The sequence below is a fragment of the Halomicrobium urmianum genome (assembly GCF_020217425.1).
Lineage (GTDB): Archaea > Halobacteriota > Halobacteria > Halobacteriales > Haloarculaceae > Halomicrobium > Halomicrobium urmianum.
On record NZ_CP084090.1, the window covers coordinates 1903479 to 1920082 of the forward strand.

The 16604-nt window shown below is 67.2% G+C and carries 19 protein-coding genes, 2 tRNA genes and 1 pseudogene; 9 read left to right on the forward strand and 13 right to left on the reverse strand.

Annotated features, from left to right (window positions below):
- Window positions 1-40 precede the first annotated feature (40 nt).
- On the forward strand, window positions 41-1144 hold the full coding sequence (locus LCY71_RS09370) for a DUF8231 family protein (protein ID WP_225332888.1): 1104 nt from the start codon (window positions 41-43) through the stop codon (window positions 1142-1144).
- An 85-nt stretch (window positions 1145-1229) separates the two neighbouring features.
- Here the strand turns inward: LCY71_RS09370 and LCY71_RS09375 are convergent, their stop codons facing one another.
- The 3 genes from LCY71_RS09375 to LCY71_RS09385 all read right to left on the reverse strand — a co-directional run bounded on the left by LCY71_RS09375 (window position 1230) and on the right by LCY71_RS09385 (window position 2871).
- Entirely contained in the window at window positions 1230-1442 is a 213-nt protein-coding gene (locus LCY71_RS09375; protein ID WP_225332889.1) for a DUF8123 family protein, read from the reverse strand.
- Window positions 1443-1767: 325 nt separating this feature from the next.
- A tRNA-Lys gene (locus LCY71_RS09380) sits at window positions 1768-1841 on the reverse strand.
- A gap of 40 nt (window positions 1842-1881) precedes the next feature.
- Complete coding sequence (locus LCY71_RS09385; RefSeq protein ID WP_225332890.1) at window positions 1882-2871, reverse strand: NOG1 family protein; 990 nt, start codon at window positions 2869-2871, stop codon at window positions 1882-1884.
- 86 nt (window positions 2872-2957) lie between these two features.
- Between LCY71_RS09385 and LCY71_RS09390 the strand changes: the two genes are divergently transcribed.
- Window positions 2958-3281, forward strand: a complete 324-nt coding sequence (locus LCY71_RS09390) for an ASCH domain-containing protein (RefSeq protein ID WP_225332891.1) — start codon at window positions 2958-2960, stop codon at window positions 3279-3281.
- A gap of 67 nt (window positions 3282-3348) precedes the next feature.
- Window positions 3349-3711 carry a DUF5518 domain-containing protein gene (locus tag LCY71_RS09395; RefSeq protein WP_225332892.1) on the forward strand — a complete coding sequence of 121 codons (363 nt, stop codon included), beginning with the start codon at window positions 3349-3351 and terminating at the stop codon, window positions 3709-3711.
- 17 nt (window positions 3712-3728) lie between these two features.
- Here LCY71_RS09395 and hisE read toward each other — a convergent pair whose 3' ends face one another.
- From hisE to pdxT, 3 genes and pseudogenes are all read right to left on the reverse strand, one after another.
- Window positions 3729-4028 (reverse strand): phosphoribosyl-ATP diphosphatase, encoded by a 300-nt coding sequence (gene hisE, locus LCY71_RS09400; protein WP_225332893.1) that lies wholly within the window; start codon window positions 4026-4028, stop codon window positions 3729-3731.
- Between the two features lie 60 nt (window positions 4029-4088).
- A pseudogene (locus LCY71_RS09405) lies at window positions 4089-4217 on the reverse strand (AbrB/MazE/SpoVT family DNA-binding domain-containing protein); the annotation flags it as partial.
- Window positions 4218-4274: 57 nt separating this feature from the next.
- Complete coding sequence (gene pdxT / locus LCY71_RS09410) at window positions 4275-4868, reverse strand: pyridoxal 5'-phosphate synthase glutaminase subunit PdxT (RefSeq protein ID WP_225332895.1); 594 nt, start codon at window positions 4866-4868, stop codon at window positions 4275-4277.
- A 132-nt stretch (window positions 4869-5000) separates the two neighbouring features.
- Here pdxT and LCY71_RS09415 point away from each other — a divergent pair, with 132 nt between their 5' ends.
- Complete coding sequence (locus tag LCY71_RS09415; RefSeq protein WP_225332896.1) at window positions 5001-6008, forward strand: PrsW family intramembrane metalloprotease; 1008 nt, start codon at window positions 5001-5003, stop codon at window positions 6006-6008.
- Here LCY71_RS09415 and LCY71_RS09420 read toward each other — a convergent pair.
- Window positions 6005-6583, reverse strand: a complete 579-nt coding sequence (locus tag LCY71_RS09420) for a riboflavin synthase (protein WP_225332897.1) — start codon at window positions 6581-6583, stop codon at window positions 6005-6007. The two genes, LCY71_RS09415 and LCY71_RS09420, sit on opposite strands and share 4 nt — an antisense overlap.
- A 99-nt stretch (window positions 6584-6682) precedes the next feature.
- Between LCY71_RS09420 and LCY71_RS09425 the strand changes: the two genes are divergently transcribed.
- On the forward strand, window positions 6683-6919 hold the full coding sequence (locus tag LCY71_RS09425; RefSeq protein WP_225332898.1) for a DUF7533 family protein: 237 nt from the start codon (window positions 6683-6685) through the stop codon (window positions 6917-6919).
- A gap of 140 nt (window positions 6920-7059) precedes the next feature.
- Here LCY71_RS09425 and LCY71_RS09430 read toward each other — a convergent pair whose 3' ends face one another.
- Window positions 7060-7746: an RNA ligase partner protein gene (locus LCY71_RS09430; protein ID WP_225332899.1), complete on the reverse strand. Its 687-nt coding sequence runs from the start codon at window positions 7744-7746 to the stop codon at window positions 7060-7062.
- A gap of 165 nt (window positions 7747-7911) precedes the next feature.
- Here LCY71_RS09430 and LCY71_RS09435 point away from each other — a divergent pair, with 165 nt between their 5' ends.
- Window positions 7912-9036: an RNA ligase gene (locus tag LCY71_RS09435; RefSeq protein WP_225332900.1), complete on the forward strand. Its 1125-nt coding sequence runs from the start codon at window positions 7912-7914 to the stop codon at window positions 9034-9036.
- A 104-nt stretch (window positions 9037-9140) separates the two neighbouring features.
- Here the strand turns inward: LCY71_RS09435 and LCY71_RS09440 are convergent, their stop codons facing one another.
- The 3 genes from LCY71_RS09440 to LCY71_RS09450 form a co-directional block, all read right to left on the reverse strand.
- Window positions 9141-10991 (reverse strand): UvrD-helicase domain-containing protein, encoded by a 1851-nt coding sequence (locus LCY71_RS09440; protein ID WP_225332901.1) that lies wholly within the window; start codon window positions 10989-10991, stop codon window positions 9141-9143.
- A 282-nt stretch (window positions 10992-11273) separates the two neighbouring features.
- Window positions 11274-11573 carry a DUF7521 family protein gene (locus LCY71_RS09445; RefSeq protein WP_225332902.1) on the reverse strand — a complete coding sequence of 100 codons (300 nt, stop codon included), beginning with the start codon at window positions 11571-11573 and terminating at the stop codon, window positions 11274-11276.
- 30 nt (window positions 11574-11603) lie between these two features.
- Window positions 11604-11954, reverse strand: a complete 351-nt coding sequence (locus LCY71_RS09450; RefSeq protein ID WP_225332903.1) for an ArsR/SmtB family transcription factor — start codon at window positions 11952-11954, stop codon at window positions 11604-11606.
- 296 nt (window positions 11955-12250) lie between these two features.
- Here LCY71_RS09450 and LCY71_RS09455 point away from each other — a divergent pair, with 296 nt between their 5' ends.
- Window positions 12251-12736 carry a PadR family transcriptional regulator gene (locus LCY71_RS09455; protein WP_225332904.1) on the forward strand — a complete coding sequence of 162 codons (486 nt, stop codon included), beginning with the start codon at window positions 12251-12253 and terminating at the stop codon, window positions 12734-12736.
- A gap of 291 nt (window positions 12737-13027) precedes the next feature.
- On the opposite strand, the gene LCY71_RS09460 is transcribed toward LCY71_RS09455, so the two are convergent.
- Window positions 13028-13207 carry an HVO_0416 family zinc finger protein gene (locus LCY71_RS09460; protein ID WP_225332905.1) on the reverse strand — a complete coding sequence of 60 codons (180 nt, stop codon included), beginning with the start codon at window positions 13205-13207 and terminating at the stop codon, window positions 13028-13030.
- Window positions 13208-13765: 558 nt separating this feature from the next.
- Window positions 13766-13838, reverse strand: a tRNA-Val gene (locus tag LCY71_RS09465).
- 86 nt (window positions 13839-13924) lie between these two features.
- Between LCY71_RS09465 and LCY71_RS09470 the strand changes: the two genes are divergently transcribed.
- Window positions 13925-14419 (forward strand): DUF192 domain-containing protein, encoded by a 495-nt coding sequence (locus LCY71_RS09470; RefSeq protein WP_225332906.1) that lies wholly within the window; start codon window positions 13925-13927, stop codon window positions 14417-14419.
- 95 nt (window positions 14420-14514) lie between these two features.
- Window positions 14515-16467, forward strand: a complete 1953-nt coding sequence (locus LCY71_RS09475) for an ABC transporter ATP-binding protein (RefSeq protein ID WP_225332907.1) — start codon at window positions 14515-14517, stop codon at window positions 16465-16467.
- Window positions 16468-16604 lie beyond the last annotated feature (137 nt).

Here is a 16604-nt window from a genome sequence, read left to right on the forward strand (position 1 = left end):
AAGGTAATCGTTATAGGTCGCCGCATACGACCGTCGGAGTATGCAACGACGAGCCGCGGCGATATATTTCGTGCTCCTTCTCGTCGTCGGCGTCGGTGCCTACGCGTACATCGACGTCGCCGAGGGGACCCAGCAACCCGAGTTGGAACTCGAGGGAACGACGCTCGCCGAGGGTGACACAACTACTATCGACGGAGTCGAGTACACGGTGTCTTCACTCGGCGTCGAATCCGGCGGTGGCGGTGGTCACGGCGGTGGCGGTGGGGCGTCGCCGACGGCCACTATGGCATGGACGAACGACTCCGCGCAGTTCTCCGCTCAGCTGGCGAACAACGACACTGTCTCGGCCGCGAACGTCGCCTGGGAGGGACAGACCGGTCGCTCCACCGCGGAACTGGACGACGGCTCGACGGTGCAGTTCAACGGTTCGGAGTACAGCGTAGCGACCAACGCGTCGGCCGAGTCGCTGACTCTCGAACAGGCCTCGGGCAACGGTAGCGAGTCCTTCGGCGTCGGCGACACGGTCCAGTATCAGAACAACGCAACGGTGCTGACGCAGGTCTCCGAGGAGAGCGCGACCCTGGCGTGGGGCGATCAGTACCGGGTCAGCATCCCCAACGAGTCGGACGTCTCCTCGCTCACGATGCGCCAGGAGATCAACACGACCCAGCGCCTCCTCGCCGACGACGACGTCTACGACCAGACGGTCACCATCAACGGGACCGAGTACGTCACCTACCGCGAGAACGACAGCAACGTCCCGCTGAACCAGTACCTCCCCGAGCCGACCACGTCAACCATCGAGGAGGGCGACACGGTCCAGTATCAGGGTAACGAGACGACCGTGGCCAACGTGACGACCGAGGCGGCCACGCTCGAGTGGGGTGGCACGCGGACCGAAACCGTCGCGCTTCAGGAGGGCGGTAACGTAACCCTCGCCGGCGGTGGCCAGTACTTCGCCCACTACCCCAATCAGGAGGAAGTCGTCCTCGCTCCGCAGTCGCAGTACGAGAACTACGCCCAGTGGAACAACGAGGTGGACTACTTCCACGAACGGATCAACGGCCTGTGGGGCGTCGCGATCATCGCGCTGATCGGCGCGATCCTCCTGCTCGGGATGGCCCTCATGCCCGTCCGGGGCTGAAAACGACCGTTTTCCGGGCCGATCGGGTGCCGTGCCCGTCTGCTCCGGACTTCTTCGTCTCCGTCACCGGTTCTCGACCGCGCTCTTACTCGCCCATCCAGCTGAGGTACGCCAGTCCGACGCCGACCACCATCGACAGGAGCGCTCCGAGCACCGTGATGACGACGGGTCCGAGGTTCGGGTTAGTAGCCCAGGGCGCGCCGAGCAGCGTCCCGAGTCCCATCAGGACGAGGAAGGCGCCGGCGGCGATGCCAAGCGGTTCGAGTGCGTCGTCGAAGTGGTCCGTGACTGCGTTCATAGTCGTTCGCTCGTCAGTGAACGTGGTAAATCGATTGGTTCCTGTCGGGCGCGGTACGTGGGACTCTCCGTGAAGCGCGCCGGGAGGGACTTGAACCGGAGCCAGACGGTCGGCCTCGCTCCACTCAGCCGCTGCGACTGGCAGGGCTCGAGTCCTTCCTGCCGGTTCACTCACCGCGTCGCTGACGCTCCGCGGTTCGTTGCACGAGCCGGGAGGGACTTGAACCGAGTGGAGACGGTCGGCCTCGCTCCGCTCGGCCGCTGCGACTCCCCGGGTTCAAGTCCTCCATGACCTCTCCGCTCCTCACGTCCGTTCGTCGCAGGAGCGGGCCGGGAGGGACTTGAACCCCCGACCATCTGGTTAAAAGCCAGACGCTCTGCCGAACTGAGCTACCGGCCCTCGTGGTACAGTGCGGGGAGGGCAGGCTAATGACTTACGGTCACTCGCCGTCGAACGGGAGTTCGGGTTCGTAGCCGACGGCGTCGATGGCGGCGTCGAGGACGCCGTCCACGTTGTCGTCTTCGGTGACGCTCATGTAGTGGTCGGCCTCGACATCGGTGGAGCGGTCGGACTTGTTGCAGACGGTCAGGACGGGGACGTCGAAGCGGTCGACGACGTCGTCGCGGAGCTCCAACTGGACCTCGAGGGGGTAGCCACACTCCCCGCTGGCGTCGACGAGAACGAGCACGGCGTCGGCGAGGTGCTCCAGGGCGCTGACGGCCTGGGACTCGATGTCGTTGCGCTCCTCGGGCCGGCGGTCCAGCAGGCCTGGCGTGTCCACGAGCTGGTAGGTGATGTGATCGCGCTCGACGTGGCCGACGTCGATCTGCGTGGTCGTGAACGGGTAGCTGGCGGTGTCCCCGCGGGCGTTGGTGACCGCGTTGACGAACGAGGACTTGCCGACGTTGGGGTAGCCGGCGACGACGATAGCGGGCTCGTCGGGGCGGATGTCGGGGAGGTCACGCAGCGCGTCTCGCGCCTCGGCGACGCCGGCGAGGTCATCTTCGATCTCCTCGACGACGTCGGCGATGCGAGCGAAGGCCTGCTTGCGGAGCTTGCGGGCGGTGTCGGCGTCGCCACGCAGGCGGCCCTGGTACTCGCTCTCGATCTCCTTGGCCTTGCGGGAGGCCCAGGTGACCTCCGAGAGGTGCTGACGCAGGGCGTCGACGCCGCCCTCGCCCTCGACGTTGCTCGTGACGATGGCGTCCGCCAGTTCGACGTAGAAGGGGTGCAGCGTGTCGATGTCTGGCCAGGCGGTGACGGCGTTCTCCAGGTTGTCGGAGACGATGTTGGCGGCCGTCTGGAGCATCGACTGCTGGGCCTCGAGGCCGGACTTCGCGCGGCCGGCGCGGGCGGCCCGCGAGAAGGCCTTGTCGATGACCTCCTCCGACGTCGGCGTGGTGGGGAGATCCTCGAAGGGGTGGCTCATTGGGCGCTGATAGACGGCCTGCCCGTAAAAGCGCGTCCGTTCCCGTCTCGATCAGGCTTTTCCGGGAGCCGGGCGAACGGTGACGTATGGCCGAGATCGACGCGAGCGAGATTCTGCCGAACGAGCACCTCCAGCAGATGGTCGCCGAGGGGCGGGTCACGCAGCTGCACCGCGGCCACCGGTACGCCGATGAGGGCGACGTCTTCGAGATAGAGGGCGAGCGCTTCGAGGTGACCGACGTCACCGACCGCACGCTTGGCAACCTGACCGACGAGGACGCCCAGCGGGAGGGCTCGGAGGATCTGGACGCTTACCGGGAGCGCCTCCGGCGCGTCCACGGCGACTTCGAGTGGGACCCCGAGAGCGACGTCGTCCGGCACCGGTTCGAACCAGTCGCGGGGAGCGACTGACGGCCGGTCGGACCCCGTCGCCGACAGCGCCGACAGGGATATCGGACGCGAGCGCCTATCGGCGGGTATGACAGACTGGCGCGCCGTACTCTGGGGATTCGTCGCCGGCATCGTACTCGGGCTGTTCGCGTTCGCCATCCCGGTGGTCGGCCACGTCGGCGCGGGGCTGATCGCCGGCGGCGTCGCGGGCTACCTGGCCGGGGGCGGGCTCGGGAGCGGCGCCTGGCACGGCTTGCTCGCCGGGGCACTGGACGGGATCGCCCTCGCACTGCTGTTCGCGCCGGTCGGTGCGGTGCTGGGCGGTCTCGGCGCCGGCCCGGTCGGCGGGCTGGTCGGCGGGTTCGGCGTCGTCGCGGTCGGCGTCCTGATCGCACTGGTCTTCGCCGTCGACAGCGCCATCGGGGGCGCAATCGGCGCGCTGTTCGCCTGAGAAGAGCGGCCTGCCGGCTATCGTCGCTCCGCCAATTCTTCACGCAGATCGTCGAGATCCATGTCCTTCATCGCCAGCAGCACGAGCATGTGGTAGACGATGTCGGCGGATTCGTGGGCGATCTCCTCGCGGTCGTCGTCCTTCGCGGCCAGCAGGAGCTCCGTCGTCTCTTCGCCGAGCTTCTCCAGCACGGCGTTCTCGCCCTTCTCGTGGGTGAACAGCGATGCCGTGTAGGAGTCCTCCGGCAGGTCGGCCCTGCGCTGCTCGACGACGTCGAACAACTCCTCGAGAATCTCGTCCGCGTCGGCGTCGGTCATGTCCCCCATTCCGCGAGCGGCGGGCATTAGCGTGGCGACTCTGCACCGGGCGGAGTCCGGTCACCACTCCGGTGCGTCGCCCAGACTACCGTTCGCCTCGCGACTGAGCCCCCGAAGCTCGTCGGCGACGGCGGCGTCCCGCTCCGCTCGGCGTCGATAGCCCTCGGCCAGTCGCTCCGCGTCGCTCGTGCGTATCCGTATCCGATCCATATCTTGTAAACTCCCGGACAATCGTAGCGGCGTGGATTACACTTCCACGCTCTCGAAGAACGCCAGGTCGTGGATTCGGGAGTCCTCGGTGAGCTCGGGGTGGAAGGAAGTGCCGACGACGGGGCCGTCGCGGACGGCGACGGCCTGGTCGTCCCACTCGGCGAGCACCTCGACGTCGTCGTACACCTCGGTGATGACGGGAGCGCGGATGAAGACGGCCGGGAACGGCTCGTCGAGTCCGGTGACGTCCAGCGGGGCCTCGAAGCTGTCCGTCTGGCGGCCGAAGGCGTTGCGCTCGACGGTGACGTCGACGAGGTTGAGGGCGTCGACGCGGTCGTCCTGCGCGTCGGCGCTGGCGACGATGAGGCCGGCGCAGGTCGCCAGCATGGGCTTGCCGGCGTCGACGTGGTCGACGATCTCCTCGGCGATGCCCTCCCGCTGGAGTTGGCGGGAGATGGTCGTTGACTCGCCGCCCGGCAGGAGCAGGACGTCGCAGTCGGGGACCGTCCCCGCGGTCCGGATCTCGTGGACCTCGCTGTCCTCCCCGTGGGCGGCGGCCGCGCGCTCGATGGCGTCGGCGTGCTCGGAGACGTCGCCTTGGACGGCGACGACGCCCGCTGTCAGCGTCATGGCGGTTCCTAGTCGGCCGGGAGCGAAAAAGGGCACGTTCCGACGCGTCGGCCCGCCGAATCGCGGAACGGCGAACCAGCCGCGCCGCGGTCGGTGGCAAACCATTAGGCGGCGGCGTCCTCAGAACTGGCCATGGCACCGAGACGGCGGGACCCCGTCGAGGCCCGCAGCGACGGGAGCGACGACCTCTACGAGGTCGCGGACTGGGAGGTCAGGTCGCGCGTCGACTGGCTCGCCTACTGGCTGTACCGCGCGCTCGTCGTCGTCGCGAAGGGCGTCGTGATCGTAGCGGCGTTCGGCATCCTGCTGGCCCAGTTCGTCCTCGGCGGGCTCGGTGCGGTGACGGATCCCGTCGTCGGCGCCTTCACGCTGCTGTCGGCGGTCCCCGCCCTCCTGCTCGCGGCGTACGTCTGGCACGCGGACGTGACCACCTCGGAGCCCCTGTGGCTGCTGGTCGTCACGTTCCTGCTGGGCGTGCTCCTGGCGGGGTTCGCCGGCGTCGCCAACGAGTACGTCGGGGGACCGATCAGGGACGCCGTGCCGCTGCTGGGGCCGCTGCTCTTCTTCTTCCTCGTGGTGGGGCCCGTTGAGGAGACGGTGAAGCTACTGGCCGTGCGGCTGGTGGCCTACCGGAGCCCGCGGTTCGACGCCGTCATCGACGGGGCGGTGTACGGCGCCGTCGCGGGGCTGGGCTTCGCCACCATCGAGAACGCGCTGTACATCACGCGCACCACGGGCGCGACGATCTCGGCGGCGGACGCCATCGGCCAGGCCGGCGGGATCACGTTCGTCCGCTCGCTGGCGGGGCCGGGCCACGTCATCTACTCGGCGTTCGCCGGCTACTACCTCGGGCTGGCGAAGTTCAACCCCGACGACGCCGGCCCGATCGTGCTTAAGGGACTCCTGATCGCCGCCGTGATCCACGGCACCTACAACACGCTGGCCGGCGTCGCCCCCGCCGTCCTCGTCGGCCTCTACGGGCTGTCGCCGTTCGGCGCGCTGTTCGTGTTCGTGCTCGTCTTCGACGGCCTGTTCGGGCTCGTCCTCCTCCGGAAGCTCTCGGCCTACGAACACGCGTACGTGCAGACCGGGTCGGTCTCGGACGATCTGACGCCCGAGCGCACGGAGTTCGATCCCTAGACCATCCGCTCGACGTACTTCGCGATCACGTCGACTTCCAGGTGGACGGGGTCGCCGACCGCCTTCTCCGAGAGGGTCGTCAGGTCGTAGGTCGTCGGGACGATAGCGACGGCGAAGGCGTCCCCGGTGCGGTCGGCGACGGTCAGGCTGATGCCGTCGACCGTGATCGAGCCCTTCTCGACGACGTACCGCTCCAGGTCGGCCGGCAGCGAGAACCGGAAGCGCCAGTCCTCGCCGACCTCCTCGACGGCCAGCAGTTCCGCTGTACCGTCGACGTGCCCCTGGACGACGTGGCCGTCGAAGCGCCCGTCGGCCGGCATCGCCCGCTCGAGGTTGAGTTCGTCTCCGGTGCCCACCTCCCCTAGGTACGTCCGGTCGACGGTTTCCTCGGCGAGGAACACGGAGAACCACTCGCCGGGCTCGTGGTCCTCGACGGTCAGACAGACGCCGGCCACGCTGATCGAGTCCCCCTCTGACAGGTCCCCGAAGTCGGTCGCGATCCGGAGTCGACGCCCATCGCCGGTCTCCGTCACGTCGGTCACCTCGCCCGTCTCCTCGACGATCCCGGTGAACATACCCCGACCTTGCGATGGGTGTCGCAAAAGGGTTACGAGTAACGAATGTGGAACGTCCGAGCCGGACTGCTTTTGCTCGTCAGTCGCATACTGTCGGCCGTGGCACGAGGCATCCTCGAGACGTTCGGCCTCGCGGGATCCGTCCTGCTGGCTGCGCCGCCGGCGCTGTTCGGCGCCCAGCGGCTGGTCGACGGGGACGCGCTGCTGGGCGGGGGTTTTCTCGCCCTCGCGACGCTGATGATCCTCGTCCCGCAGTACGCGAAGACGCCCGACGACGTCGTCGTCGGGACGGTCGAGCGCGGGGTCGGGTGGATCGTCGACAGCGACGACGAGTAGCGAGGCCGACCACAGGGAGGCCTCGTTAGGGCGAGCGGGAACCGAGCGATGCGAAGCGACACGCGAGCCGTGTGAGCACTCGCTCCCGTCGAGTGCCCGCCACCGCTCACTCGCGGTGGAACGCGACGGCGAAGAGCGACCTAGCGGTCGCCTTCGCCCCGTGCCTTCCACCGCTCGCGCTCCCCCGCGGTCAGGTACTCCTCGAGCAGCGACGGGAAGTTCCGTCCCTTCAGGTAGCGCAGGCCGAAGTCCTCGGCCCAGTTGATGATCCCCTGATCCTCGGTGACGACGCCGGCGTCCAGTTCTCGGGCGAGGATCAGCAGGTCGAAGTCCTCCCGCGAATCTAGGACGCCCTGCCGGAGCGCGTCGCGGTACTCGTCGCGCAGTTCGGAGATGACCTTGTCGACGCCGGTCATGTGGTCGTGGTCCTCCAGCTGCTCGGCGCGGGACTCCTCGGCCTTGCGGACGGCCTTCTCGGAGACGCGCAGGCCGCGGTTGACGCGGTCGGACATCTCGTCGACGAACTCGTAGACCATCTCCGCGGGAATCATCACCTCGAAGCGAGCGGGCGCCTTCGTGATGACCCACGTGTCGAGCTTCTCGAAGACGGCCTCGTCGACGTCGCGGTCCCGGAGCATCGTCGTCAGCTCCTCGTCGATGGAGGGCGGCATGTAGCAGGAGATGTTGTGTGCGAGCTTGGCCTCCGCCACCAGGTCCAGCAGCCGCAGGCAGGCGTCCTCGACGGTTTCCTCGTCCTCGCGGATCTCCGGGGTCAGGAACACGGACGTGTCGAGGACGAACCGCTGTTTCAGCGGATGCTCGGCCATACTCTGGGGATAGTCAACCGCTGCACTAAGGGCCACCGGCGGGAGCGATGGGTCGCCGGTCGGCTGCCGGGGCGGTTACGCGGCATCTCAGTCTCGTCGGGCGCCCGCCGAACCGCCGGACGGCGGACCCGAGCGCTTTTCCGAGACCGTGCCATCAGTTGACACATGGGCCGTGACTGGGCGGCCGTTCTCGACGTCGACGTCGAGCCGGCGGACCTCCGCGAACACGTCGACCTGGCCGATTTCCGGGGGCACGAGTACGAGCTACTGCCCGATCAGCGCCACGGGGTCGAGCGCGGAACGGTCTTCCTCGACGGGGCGGTGGTCCGCGGCTATCCCTCGGTCTCGCGGACGCTCGTGCTGGACCCCGGCCTCACCAACTACTTCGAGGACCGCCTGATCGTCGAGGAGAAACTCGACGGCTCGAACGTCCGGGTCACGCGCGCGCCGGACGAGTGGGCGGAGTCGGTGCTGGCGCTGACCCGAAGCGGCTACGTCTGCCCGTACGCGACGCACCTCGCGGCCGAGTGCGAGGAGATGGGTGACTTCCTCGCGGACCGTCCCGATCACGTCCTCTGCTGTGAACTCGTCGGGGCGGACACGCCCTACACCGATCACGACTACCCGGAGGTCGACGGCGCGGACCTGTTCGTCTTCGACGTCCGCGAGCGGGCGTCGGGCGAGCCCCTGTCCGTCCCGGAGCGCCGTCGGCTCTGCGAGGGGTACGGGCTCCGGCAGGTCCCGGCCTTCGGCACGTACGATTCCGGCGCGGCCGTCGGCGCGGTCCGGCGTGCCGTCGCAGACCTGGACCGGCGCGGTCGGGAGGGCGTCGTGCTGCAGTCGCTGTCCGGCCGTCACCAACTGAAGTACACCACCAGCGCGATCCACCGCTCTGATCTGGCGCACGCCTTCTCCATGCCCTTCGACTACGGCCGCCAGTTCGTGTTCTCGCGGCTGATCCGGGAGGCGTTCCAGACCGTCGAGTTCGAGGACGACGACGAGGCCGCCCGCGAGCGAGCCCGGGCGCTCGGCGAATCGATCCTCCTGCCCATGGTCGAGGCCATCCGAGACGTGCGAGCGGGCGAACCCGTCGGCGAGTCCCACGAGGTGCGCGGCGACCCCGAAGCGATCGAGGACCTCCTGGCGCACTTCCGGGACCAAGGGATCGCCCTCTCCGTGGAGCGCGACGAGCGGACCGACGGCGACCGTGTCGTCGCGTTCACGAAGGTCGCCGAACGGACGCGAGACAAGACTGAGTACTACCTCGCGGGCGGGACGAGAGACGAGTAGCGGAGCGAGAGGCGAACGGCGAAGCGCCGATCACACGGACTGCTGTCGTTCGGTACGACCGCCGGCCGGGCGGCCGACCGGGACCACCGCTACAGCGGTCCGTGTCAGTCCGAGGAGGCGGCCGGCAGCGGCTCCTGGGCCTCGATCAGCAGTTCCTCGGGCGCGACGTCGACGGGCTCGTTCTCCAGCAGGACATCGATCGGCAGCGTCGGCGCGCCGTCGACGAGGTTCTCCATGAGGACGAGGCGCTCGCGGGCGCGGGACATGCCGACGTAGAAGACCCGCCGCTCGTTGTCGGTCAGCGTCGGGACGGGGTCGGTGTGCTTGGTGAACTCGCCGTCGCCGGGGATGGGCACGCCCTTCTGGTCGACGGTCGCGGCCATCTGCTCGACGACCTTCTCGGTGAGGTCGGTGCCGACGAACACGTGGTCGGCCTCCCGACCCTTGGCGGAGTGGATGGTGCCCAGGCGGACGCGGTCGGCGGCCATCCCCCGGTACTCGCCGCGGAAGTACGCCTCGACGGAGCGCTCCTGGAAGTTCGTGACCTTCCGGAGCATGTCGGCGGCCGAGCGCGGGTCCGGGGCGAAGGGCGCGTGCTCGCGGACGACGTCGGGATCGATCTCGATCTCCGCGAGGTCCTCCTCCTCGCTCTCGTCGGCGATGTCGTCGAGTTCGTCGAAGAGGTCGTCGCGCTCGCCGGTGCCGAACGCGGAGTCCATCAGCATGTCGGCCAGGCGACGTGCCTCGAGGACGGTCATCGGCTCGTCCTCGTCCATGGCCTCGATGCCGCTGACGTACTCTCGCAGGCGGTCGGTCCACATCCGCTGGTCGGTCAGGCAGGTGAAGGGGATCCCCTGGCCGATGAACTCGTCCATGAACTGGAACATCTGGTAGCGGGCGCGGAACAGCAACATGACGGTCCCCTCGTCGTCCTCGACCGTGCGCCGGATCTCCCGTACCAGATCCAGCATCGAGGGGTTGGTCATTGGCAGGACCTCGCCGCCCTCCTTGCGCGGGTTGAGGTCCTTCTCCTGTCGCTTGTCGATGTGGCGGACTTCCCTGTTGACGACGTTGAGAATCGACGAGGGGAGACGGTAGGAGTTGGGGAGAATCTCGTCGACGTCGACGTCCTCGTCCAGCAGGAGGTCCGGATCGGCGCCCTGCCAGGCGTAGACGACCTGGTCGTCGTCGCCGGCGATGAGGATCCGCTCCATGTGGGGCTTCCACTCGTCGTAGACCTCGTACTGTAGCGTGGTGATGTCCTGAAACTCGTCGATGACGAGGTAGTCGACGCTGGGGAGCAGCGAGCGCTGCTCGACGCGCTCGAGCATGTCGGCGAACCCGGTCAGGTCGTTCTCGCCCTTGTAGGAGCGCCAGGCGCGGATGGCCTCGGGGACGTCGAGGCGGTCGTCGTCACTGGGCCAGGTCGGCGTGTACTTGTTGCCCGTCTGAGCGTTGTCGTCGATCTCCGGCGGCAGGCGGACCTCCTCGTCGTCCCACTGGAAGGGGACGTCGTACCAGTCGGCGACGTCGCGGCCGGTCCGCTGGAGCCACTGGCTGGTCGCGATGACCTTGTTACCCAGGGTCGTCGAGCGCGCGGAGCGACGACGGGAGCCCTCGTACTCGTCCTCGAACTCCAGGCCGAACTCCTCGCAGAACCCCTCCTTGTCGTCCTCGCCGACGACGTCCCCCCGGGAGAGATTCAGCAGCTCGTAGGCCTTCGCGTGCATCGTGCAGACGTTCCCCTTCAGCGATCGGGGGTTCATGTCGAGGCGCTCGGCCAGCCGCTCGCGAATCTCCGCGGCGGCGGCACGCGTGTAGGAGACGACCAGCACGTCCCTGACCGCGACGTCTTCCTCTGTCAGTAGCTCTTCGACGCGGTCGAGCAGTGCCGTGGTCTTCCCGCTCCCCGGCCCACCGAACAGCCGGACCACCTGTGGGCTCGTGTCAGCCATTGGGCACCTAGACGAGCTACTCACTCATAAACGACGTGCTTTGGGGGCCGGCTCGGCTGAATGCGGGCGTCCGCGGGATTCGGTACCGAGGCGCTCGCTATTGGAGGTCGTCGCTCAGTATGCGGTTCCTCCCTCCGGTCGGAACCGCACGGCTCGCGTGTCACTCCTATCGTCGTTCCCGATCGCATTAACGAGAGCGCGACCGAAGGGAGCGGTCTCGCTACCTCACGGCTCCCTGTGGTCGCCGTTCGGTTTTCCGAGGCCTCACTTCGTTCGGCCTCGCTACCGATACAGCGAGACGTATAACATGCTGAAACCGACGATGTAGGGGATGGTCTCGGCCAGCTGGAAGAACGTCCGGACCAGCTCCGTCGTCTCGCCGGCGCTGAGCTGGGTGACGAGGCTGGAGACGGCGACGGCCATGCTGATGAAGGCGAAGCCGATGAAGGCGTACTGAAGCCGCTCGGAGGGACGCTTGCGGTAGGCCTGGAAGCTGATGAGCGTGATTCCCAGCGTCAGACCGAACACGGCCATCCGCATCAACACGAGCACCCCCCGGGCGAGCGCGACGCCGTCCACCATCGCTTGCATAGGTTTGATCGGGCTACTAAACTACTCGGGGTTCAGTTCGTCCCACAGCTGGCTGAACCGATCCGGGAGGTTCTCCTCGCGGTAGATCCGGACGTGGTACTGGTCCTCCTCCAGCGAGATGACCGTCGACTCGAAGTTCGACTCGTAGACCTTGTAGTGGTTGCCGTCCTCGGCCACGAGGGTCCGGTCGGTCACGAGGTCGTACTCGTCGAGCATCTCTATGCGCCGGTACACCGTGGGGAGGGACAGGTCGCACTCCTCGGCGAGTTCCTTGGCCGACTTGGGTTCGCGGCTGATCGCGGCCAGCACTCGCCGGGCGTGCTGGTCCCCGATCGTGTCGAGAATCTCCTCGATGCTCTGCTCGTCGTCCACTACCCGGTGGTTTTCCTCCCGTCACATAAGCGTTTTCGAGCGTGAATCGACACGTCCGAAGCCGACAGCCCCGTCGAACGAGCAGTCGCTCCTCCTGATCGTCGGTGACCGTGTGAACCCTGCCGGCGGTGTTGTCCTCGCTGGACGGAAACACGCTCTAGAGCGGTTCTACGACATGATAACGAGCTACTGCATCTAGCGCGACCGGGGCTTTTTCACGCCGAGAAAACGCTGAACGGTTTATATGGTACCTGCGGTCATAGGCTTCAGTGCGGATCGACTCCAGGTGAACACGAATGTCCGGGGATCAACTCCGCCGCATGACGGTGGGCGAAACGGTGGGTACAGGCACCGACGAGCGACCGACGGCTCTCGTCGGTAACGACCACGAGGCGCCCGACAGCGGCGGGACCGCACTGACCGACGTGCTGTCCTCGGGCGACGACCCTCTCGACGGAGACGGTTCCGTCGACGAGGGGCTCGTCACGGAAAGTCTGGACGAGATCCTCATCGCGATGATCGCGTCGTCGGCCGACGAGACGCACGGTACCGGACTGATGGACGAACTGGACCGTCTGTTCGACGTCCAGTTGAGTCCGGGAACAGTCTACCCCCGGCTGCACGAGCTCGAATCCGAGGACCTCCTCGAGATGCACGAGCTCGTCCAGACGAAGCAGTACTCGATCGACGACCCGTCGAGTGCGCGCGACCGGGTCGAGCGCGCGGTGCGACAGCACCTCGCTATCGGGCTGTTCCTGCAGGCGTCGCTCGACGCACTCTAACCCCCCATCCAACCCCCCTATCACCCCCATTTCGACCAACCCCATTCCGGTCCTACCCCCCATTTCGGACCACCCCTTCCGGACCACCCCTTCCTGCGAACGCGACGCTGACGACCAGCGTCGGGTCTCACGTCAGCGGAGACACTGACGCGTCGTTATCGGCGAGTGCGCCGTCGCCGTCGCTCCGGAGAGCGCGGCCGCCACGCTTCCGATCGACCGCGGCGGCGAGCTCTTTCGGTGTCACCCGATCAGCCGAAAAATGCCGTCTAACCGCGGCCGCTACCGGATCAGCTATCGTCCCGGTACCCAGCCGCACACCGAGCACTCCGTCGCGCCCTCGTCGTGGAGTCCGCCACAATCCGGGCACTGCTTCTTGTTGTAGCTCTCCTCCCAGCCGGGCGACTCGACGTCGTGGCCGCGCTGAGACAGAAATTCGTCGAACATGTCGTCGGTACTCGGTGCGGAGGCCATACATGCCATGGTATACCACACCAGCGTAAATGTCTGTTGGTACAGGCCAATGGCACCACGTCCCACTCTCGACTGTGCGGCCACTCCTCGCGGGGGACTACCGTCCGGACGCAGCCGTCGCTCTCGGTCAGCTGTTCGGATCGTCACAGCGTCGCGACTATCGGGCGTGAAAACGGAAAGTGGGTGGTGGGTGGGGTGGGTGGGAAGGGGGGGATCGGCACCAGGAATGGTGCCGTACCAGCCTGTGAGGAGTCGCTAATAATAAAGGCATCGGCGACGTTCTCTCCGCTGATAATTGCGAACCGACCCCGCCTCGCTTCCGGTCTCGTCGTGGCGGGGTGGGCGGCGCTCCCGACGCGGGATTCTCCCTGTTCGTCGCAGTGGCCGTCAGAAGAGTGTCCCGGCGTCCTCCCGAGTGAAGCGACGGAGGGCTCGGGAGGGCTTTGCTCTTCCGGCGGATGTGAACCGCGAGGCCTCCCTACGGTCGTCCTCTGGGCTCAAATCCGCCAGCCGCTTGACACACGCGGCGCTCGAAAGCGAGCGCCGCGAGAGTTGCAGTGGGTCCGGGCGGATTTGAACCGCCGACTACTTCCTTGTAAGGGAAGTGTCATAACCACTAGACCACAGACCCGCTACGTGAAGCCAATCGACGGGGAGAAATAACGCTTTCTCTCTGGGGGCGGAACGCTTACCCCGCAGACGTGTGATCGTTCCCGCATGGTACGGCGGTCGACGGCGGCCTTCGCGGTCGTGGTGGGGGTAATCGTGGTCGTCGCGCTTCTCCTGCAGACGGGGCTGTGGATCAGCCTGCTTCCCATCGGCGAGTACGAAGAGACGACGGTGACCGTCGTGGACGGCGACGGCGAACAGCTGGGGTCCGTCGAGGCCCGCGTCGCGGATTCGACGCCCAAGCGGCTCGTCGGTCTCAGTCGAACGGACGATCTCGGTCCGGACGAGGGGATGCTGTTCGTCCACGACGAAGCGGAGCGTCACGCCTACGTCATGCGGGAGATGGCCTTCCCGCTGGACATCGTCTTCGTAGCGGCCAACGGTACGATCACCGAGATCCATCACGCGCCGGTTCCGTCCGGGGGCGGCGACCTCCGGGAGTACCCCGGTCACGGGAAGTACGTCCTCGAAGTCCAGCGGGGCTGGACCAACCGGACGGACACTGCAGTCGGCGACCGCGTGCGTTCGCCCGCCATGGAGTGACGTACGGCCGCAGTCCACCCCGCCAGATTCGCGGCCTTTGGCACTCTCTAGCACGAGGACGACGGCCTTTTTGCCGGCGCGCTCCTGACACGTCCGTGGACATCGACGCCGGGGACGACGACGCCTTCAAGGACGTGCGGGAGCACGTCGACCACCCGATGCGGCGGCTGTTCGCCGAGTACGGCAGCGATAACGCCGGTGCGTTCGCCGTCGGCTTCGTCAGCAGCGTCGCCGCCCGCCTGCTGGACCTGCTCCCGCCGGTGCTGCTCGGCATCGCCATCGACGCGATCTTCCGCGGCGAGCGTCGCTTCGCTCTCGGTCCGATCCCGCTCGATCAGTACGCGTCGGATCCCGAGAGCCAGGTCGTCCTGACGGCGGGGATCGTCGCCGGAGCTTTCCTGCTCGGAGCGGGCTTTCACTGGCTGCGCAACTGGGGCTGGAACGCCTTCGCCCAGCACATCCAGCACGACGTCCGGACCGACACCTACGACAGGATGCAGCGGCTGAACCTCTCCTTCTACTCGGAAAAACAGACGGGCGAGATGATGTCGGTGCTCTCGAACGACGTCAACCGCCTGGAGCGGTTCCTCAACGACGGGATGAACTCGGCGTTCCGGCTGGCCGTGATGGTGCTCGGCATCGCCGCGATCCTCTTTTACTACAACTGGCAGCTGGCCCTCGTCACGATCGTCGTCGTCCCAGCCATCGCCTTCTTCACCTACCGGTTCATCCAGACGATCCAGCCGAAGTACGCCGACGTGCGCTCCTCCGTGGGGCAACTGAACTCCCGGCTGGAGAACAACCTCGGCGGCATCCAGGTGATCAAGACGGCCAACACGGAGGACTTCGAGTCCGAGCGCGTCGAGGACGTCTCCGAGGACTACTTCGACGCCAACTGGGACGCCATCGAGACCCGGATCCGCTTCTTCCCGGGGCTGCGCGTGCTCGCGGGCGCTGGCTTCGTCGTCACGTTCCTCGTCGGCGGCCTGTGGGTCTACGCCGGCGAGGGACCGCTGTTCTTCACCGGCGACCTCACGACGGGGGAGTTCGTGGTCTTCATCCTCCTCTCGCAGCGCTTCATCTGGCCCATGGCGCAGTTCGGACAGATCATCAACATGTACCAGCGGGCCTACGCCTCCGCCGAGCGCGTGTTCGGCCTGATGGACACGCCCAGCCGCATCGAGGAGGCACCCGGCGCCGAACCGCTGGATGTCGTCGAGGGCCGCGTGGAGTACGACGACGTCACCTTCGGTTACGACGGCGGGGGCGGCACGGCCGAGGACAACGTCCTCGCGGACGTCTCCTTCACAGTCGAGGGCGGCGACACCGTCGCGCTGGTCGGCCCCACCGGAGCCGGCAAGTCCACCGTGATGAAGCTCCTCCTGCGGATGTACGACGTCGACGAGGGCGCCGTCAGGATCGACGGCCAGGACGTACGCGAGGTGACCATCCCGAGCCTGCGCGAGTCGATCGGCTACGTCAGCCAGGAGACGTTCCTCTTCTACGGGACGGTCCAGGAGAACATCACCTACGGTGCCTTCGACGCGGACGACGAGGACGTCGTCGAGGCCGCGAAGGCCGCGGAGGCCCACGGATTCATCCAGAACCTCCCGGAGGGCTACGACACGATGGTCGGCGAGCGCGGCGTGAAGCTCTCCGGCGGCCAGCGCCAGCGGGTCGCCATCGCCCGGGCGGTCCTCAAAGACCCCGAGGTCCTCGTGCTGGACGAGGCCACCAGCGACGTCGACACGGAGACGGAGATGCTGATCCAGCGCTCGCTGGACCGGCTGACCGCCGACCGCACGACCTTCGCCATCGCTCACCGCCTCTCGACGATCAAGGGCGCCGACCAGATCGTCGTCCTCGAGGACGGCCGCGTCGTCGAGCGGGGCACGCACGACGAACTCCTGGCCGAGGACGGCCTGTACGCCAACCTCTGGGCCGTCCAGGCCGGCGAGATCGACGAGCTTCCGGAGGAGTTCGTCCGGCGGGCGACCGAACGGCGGTCCCGCGTTGAGACCGACGACGCCGAAGCGGACGACGATTGACGTGAGGTTCCGAGCGGAAGCGAGGTGCCTCATACCGAGCGAGCGGGAGTGAGCGAAGCGAACGACACGCGAGCCGCGAGGCCCGTCTAATACCGTGAACAATGATATCGCATAACAATCATTATTGTCCATCGAAT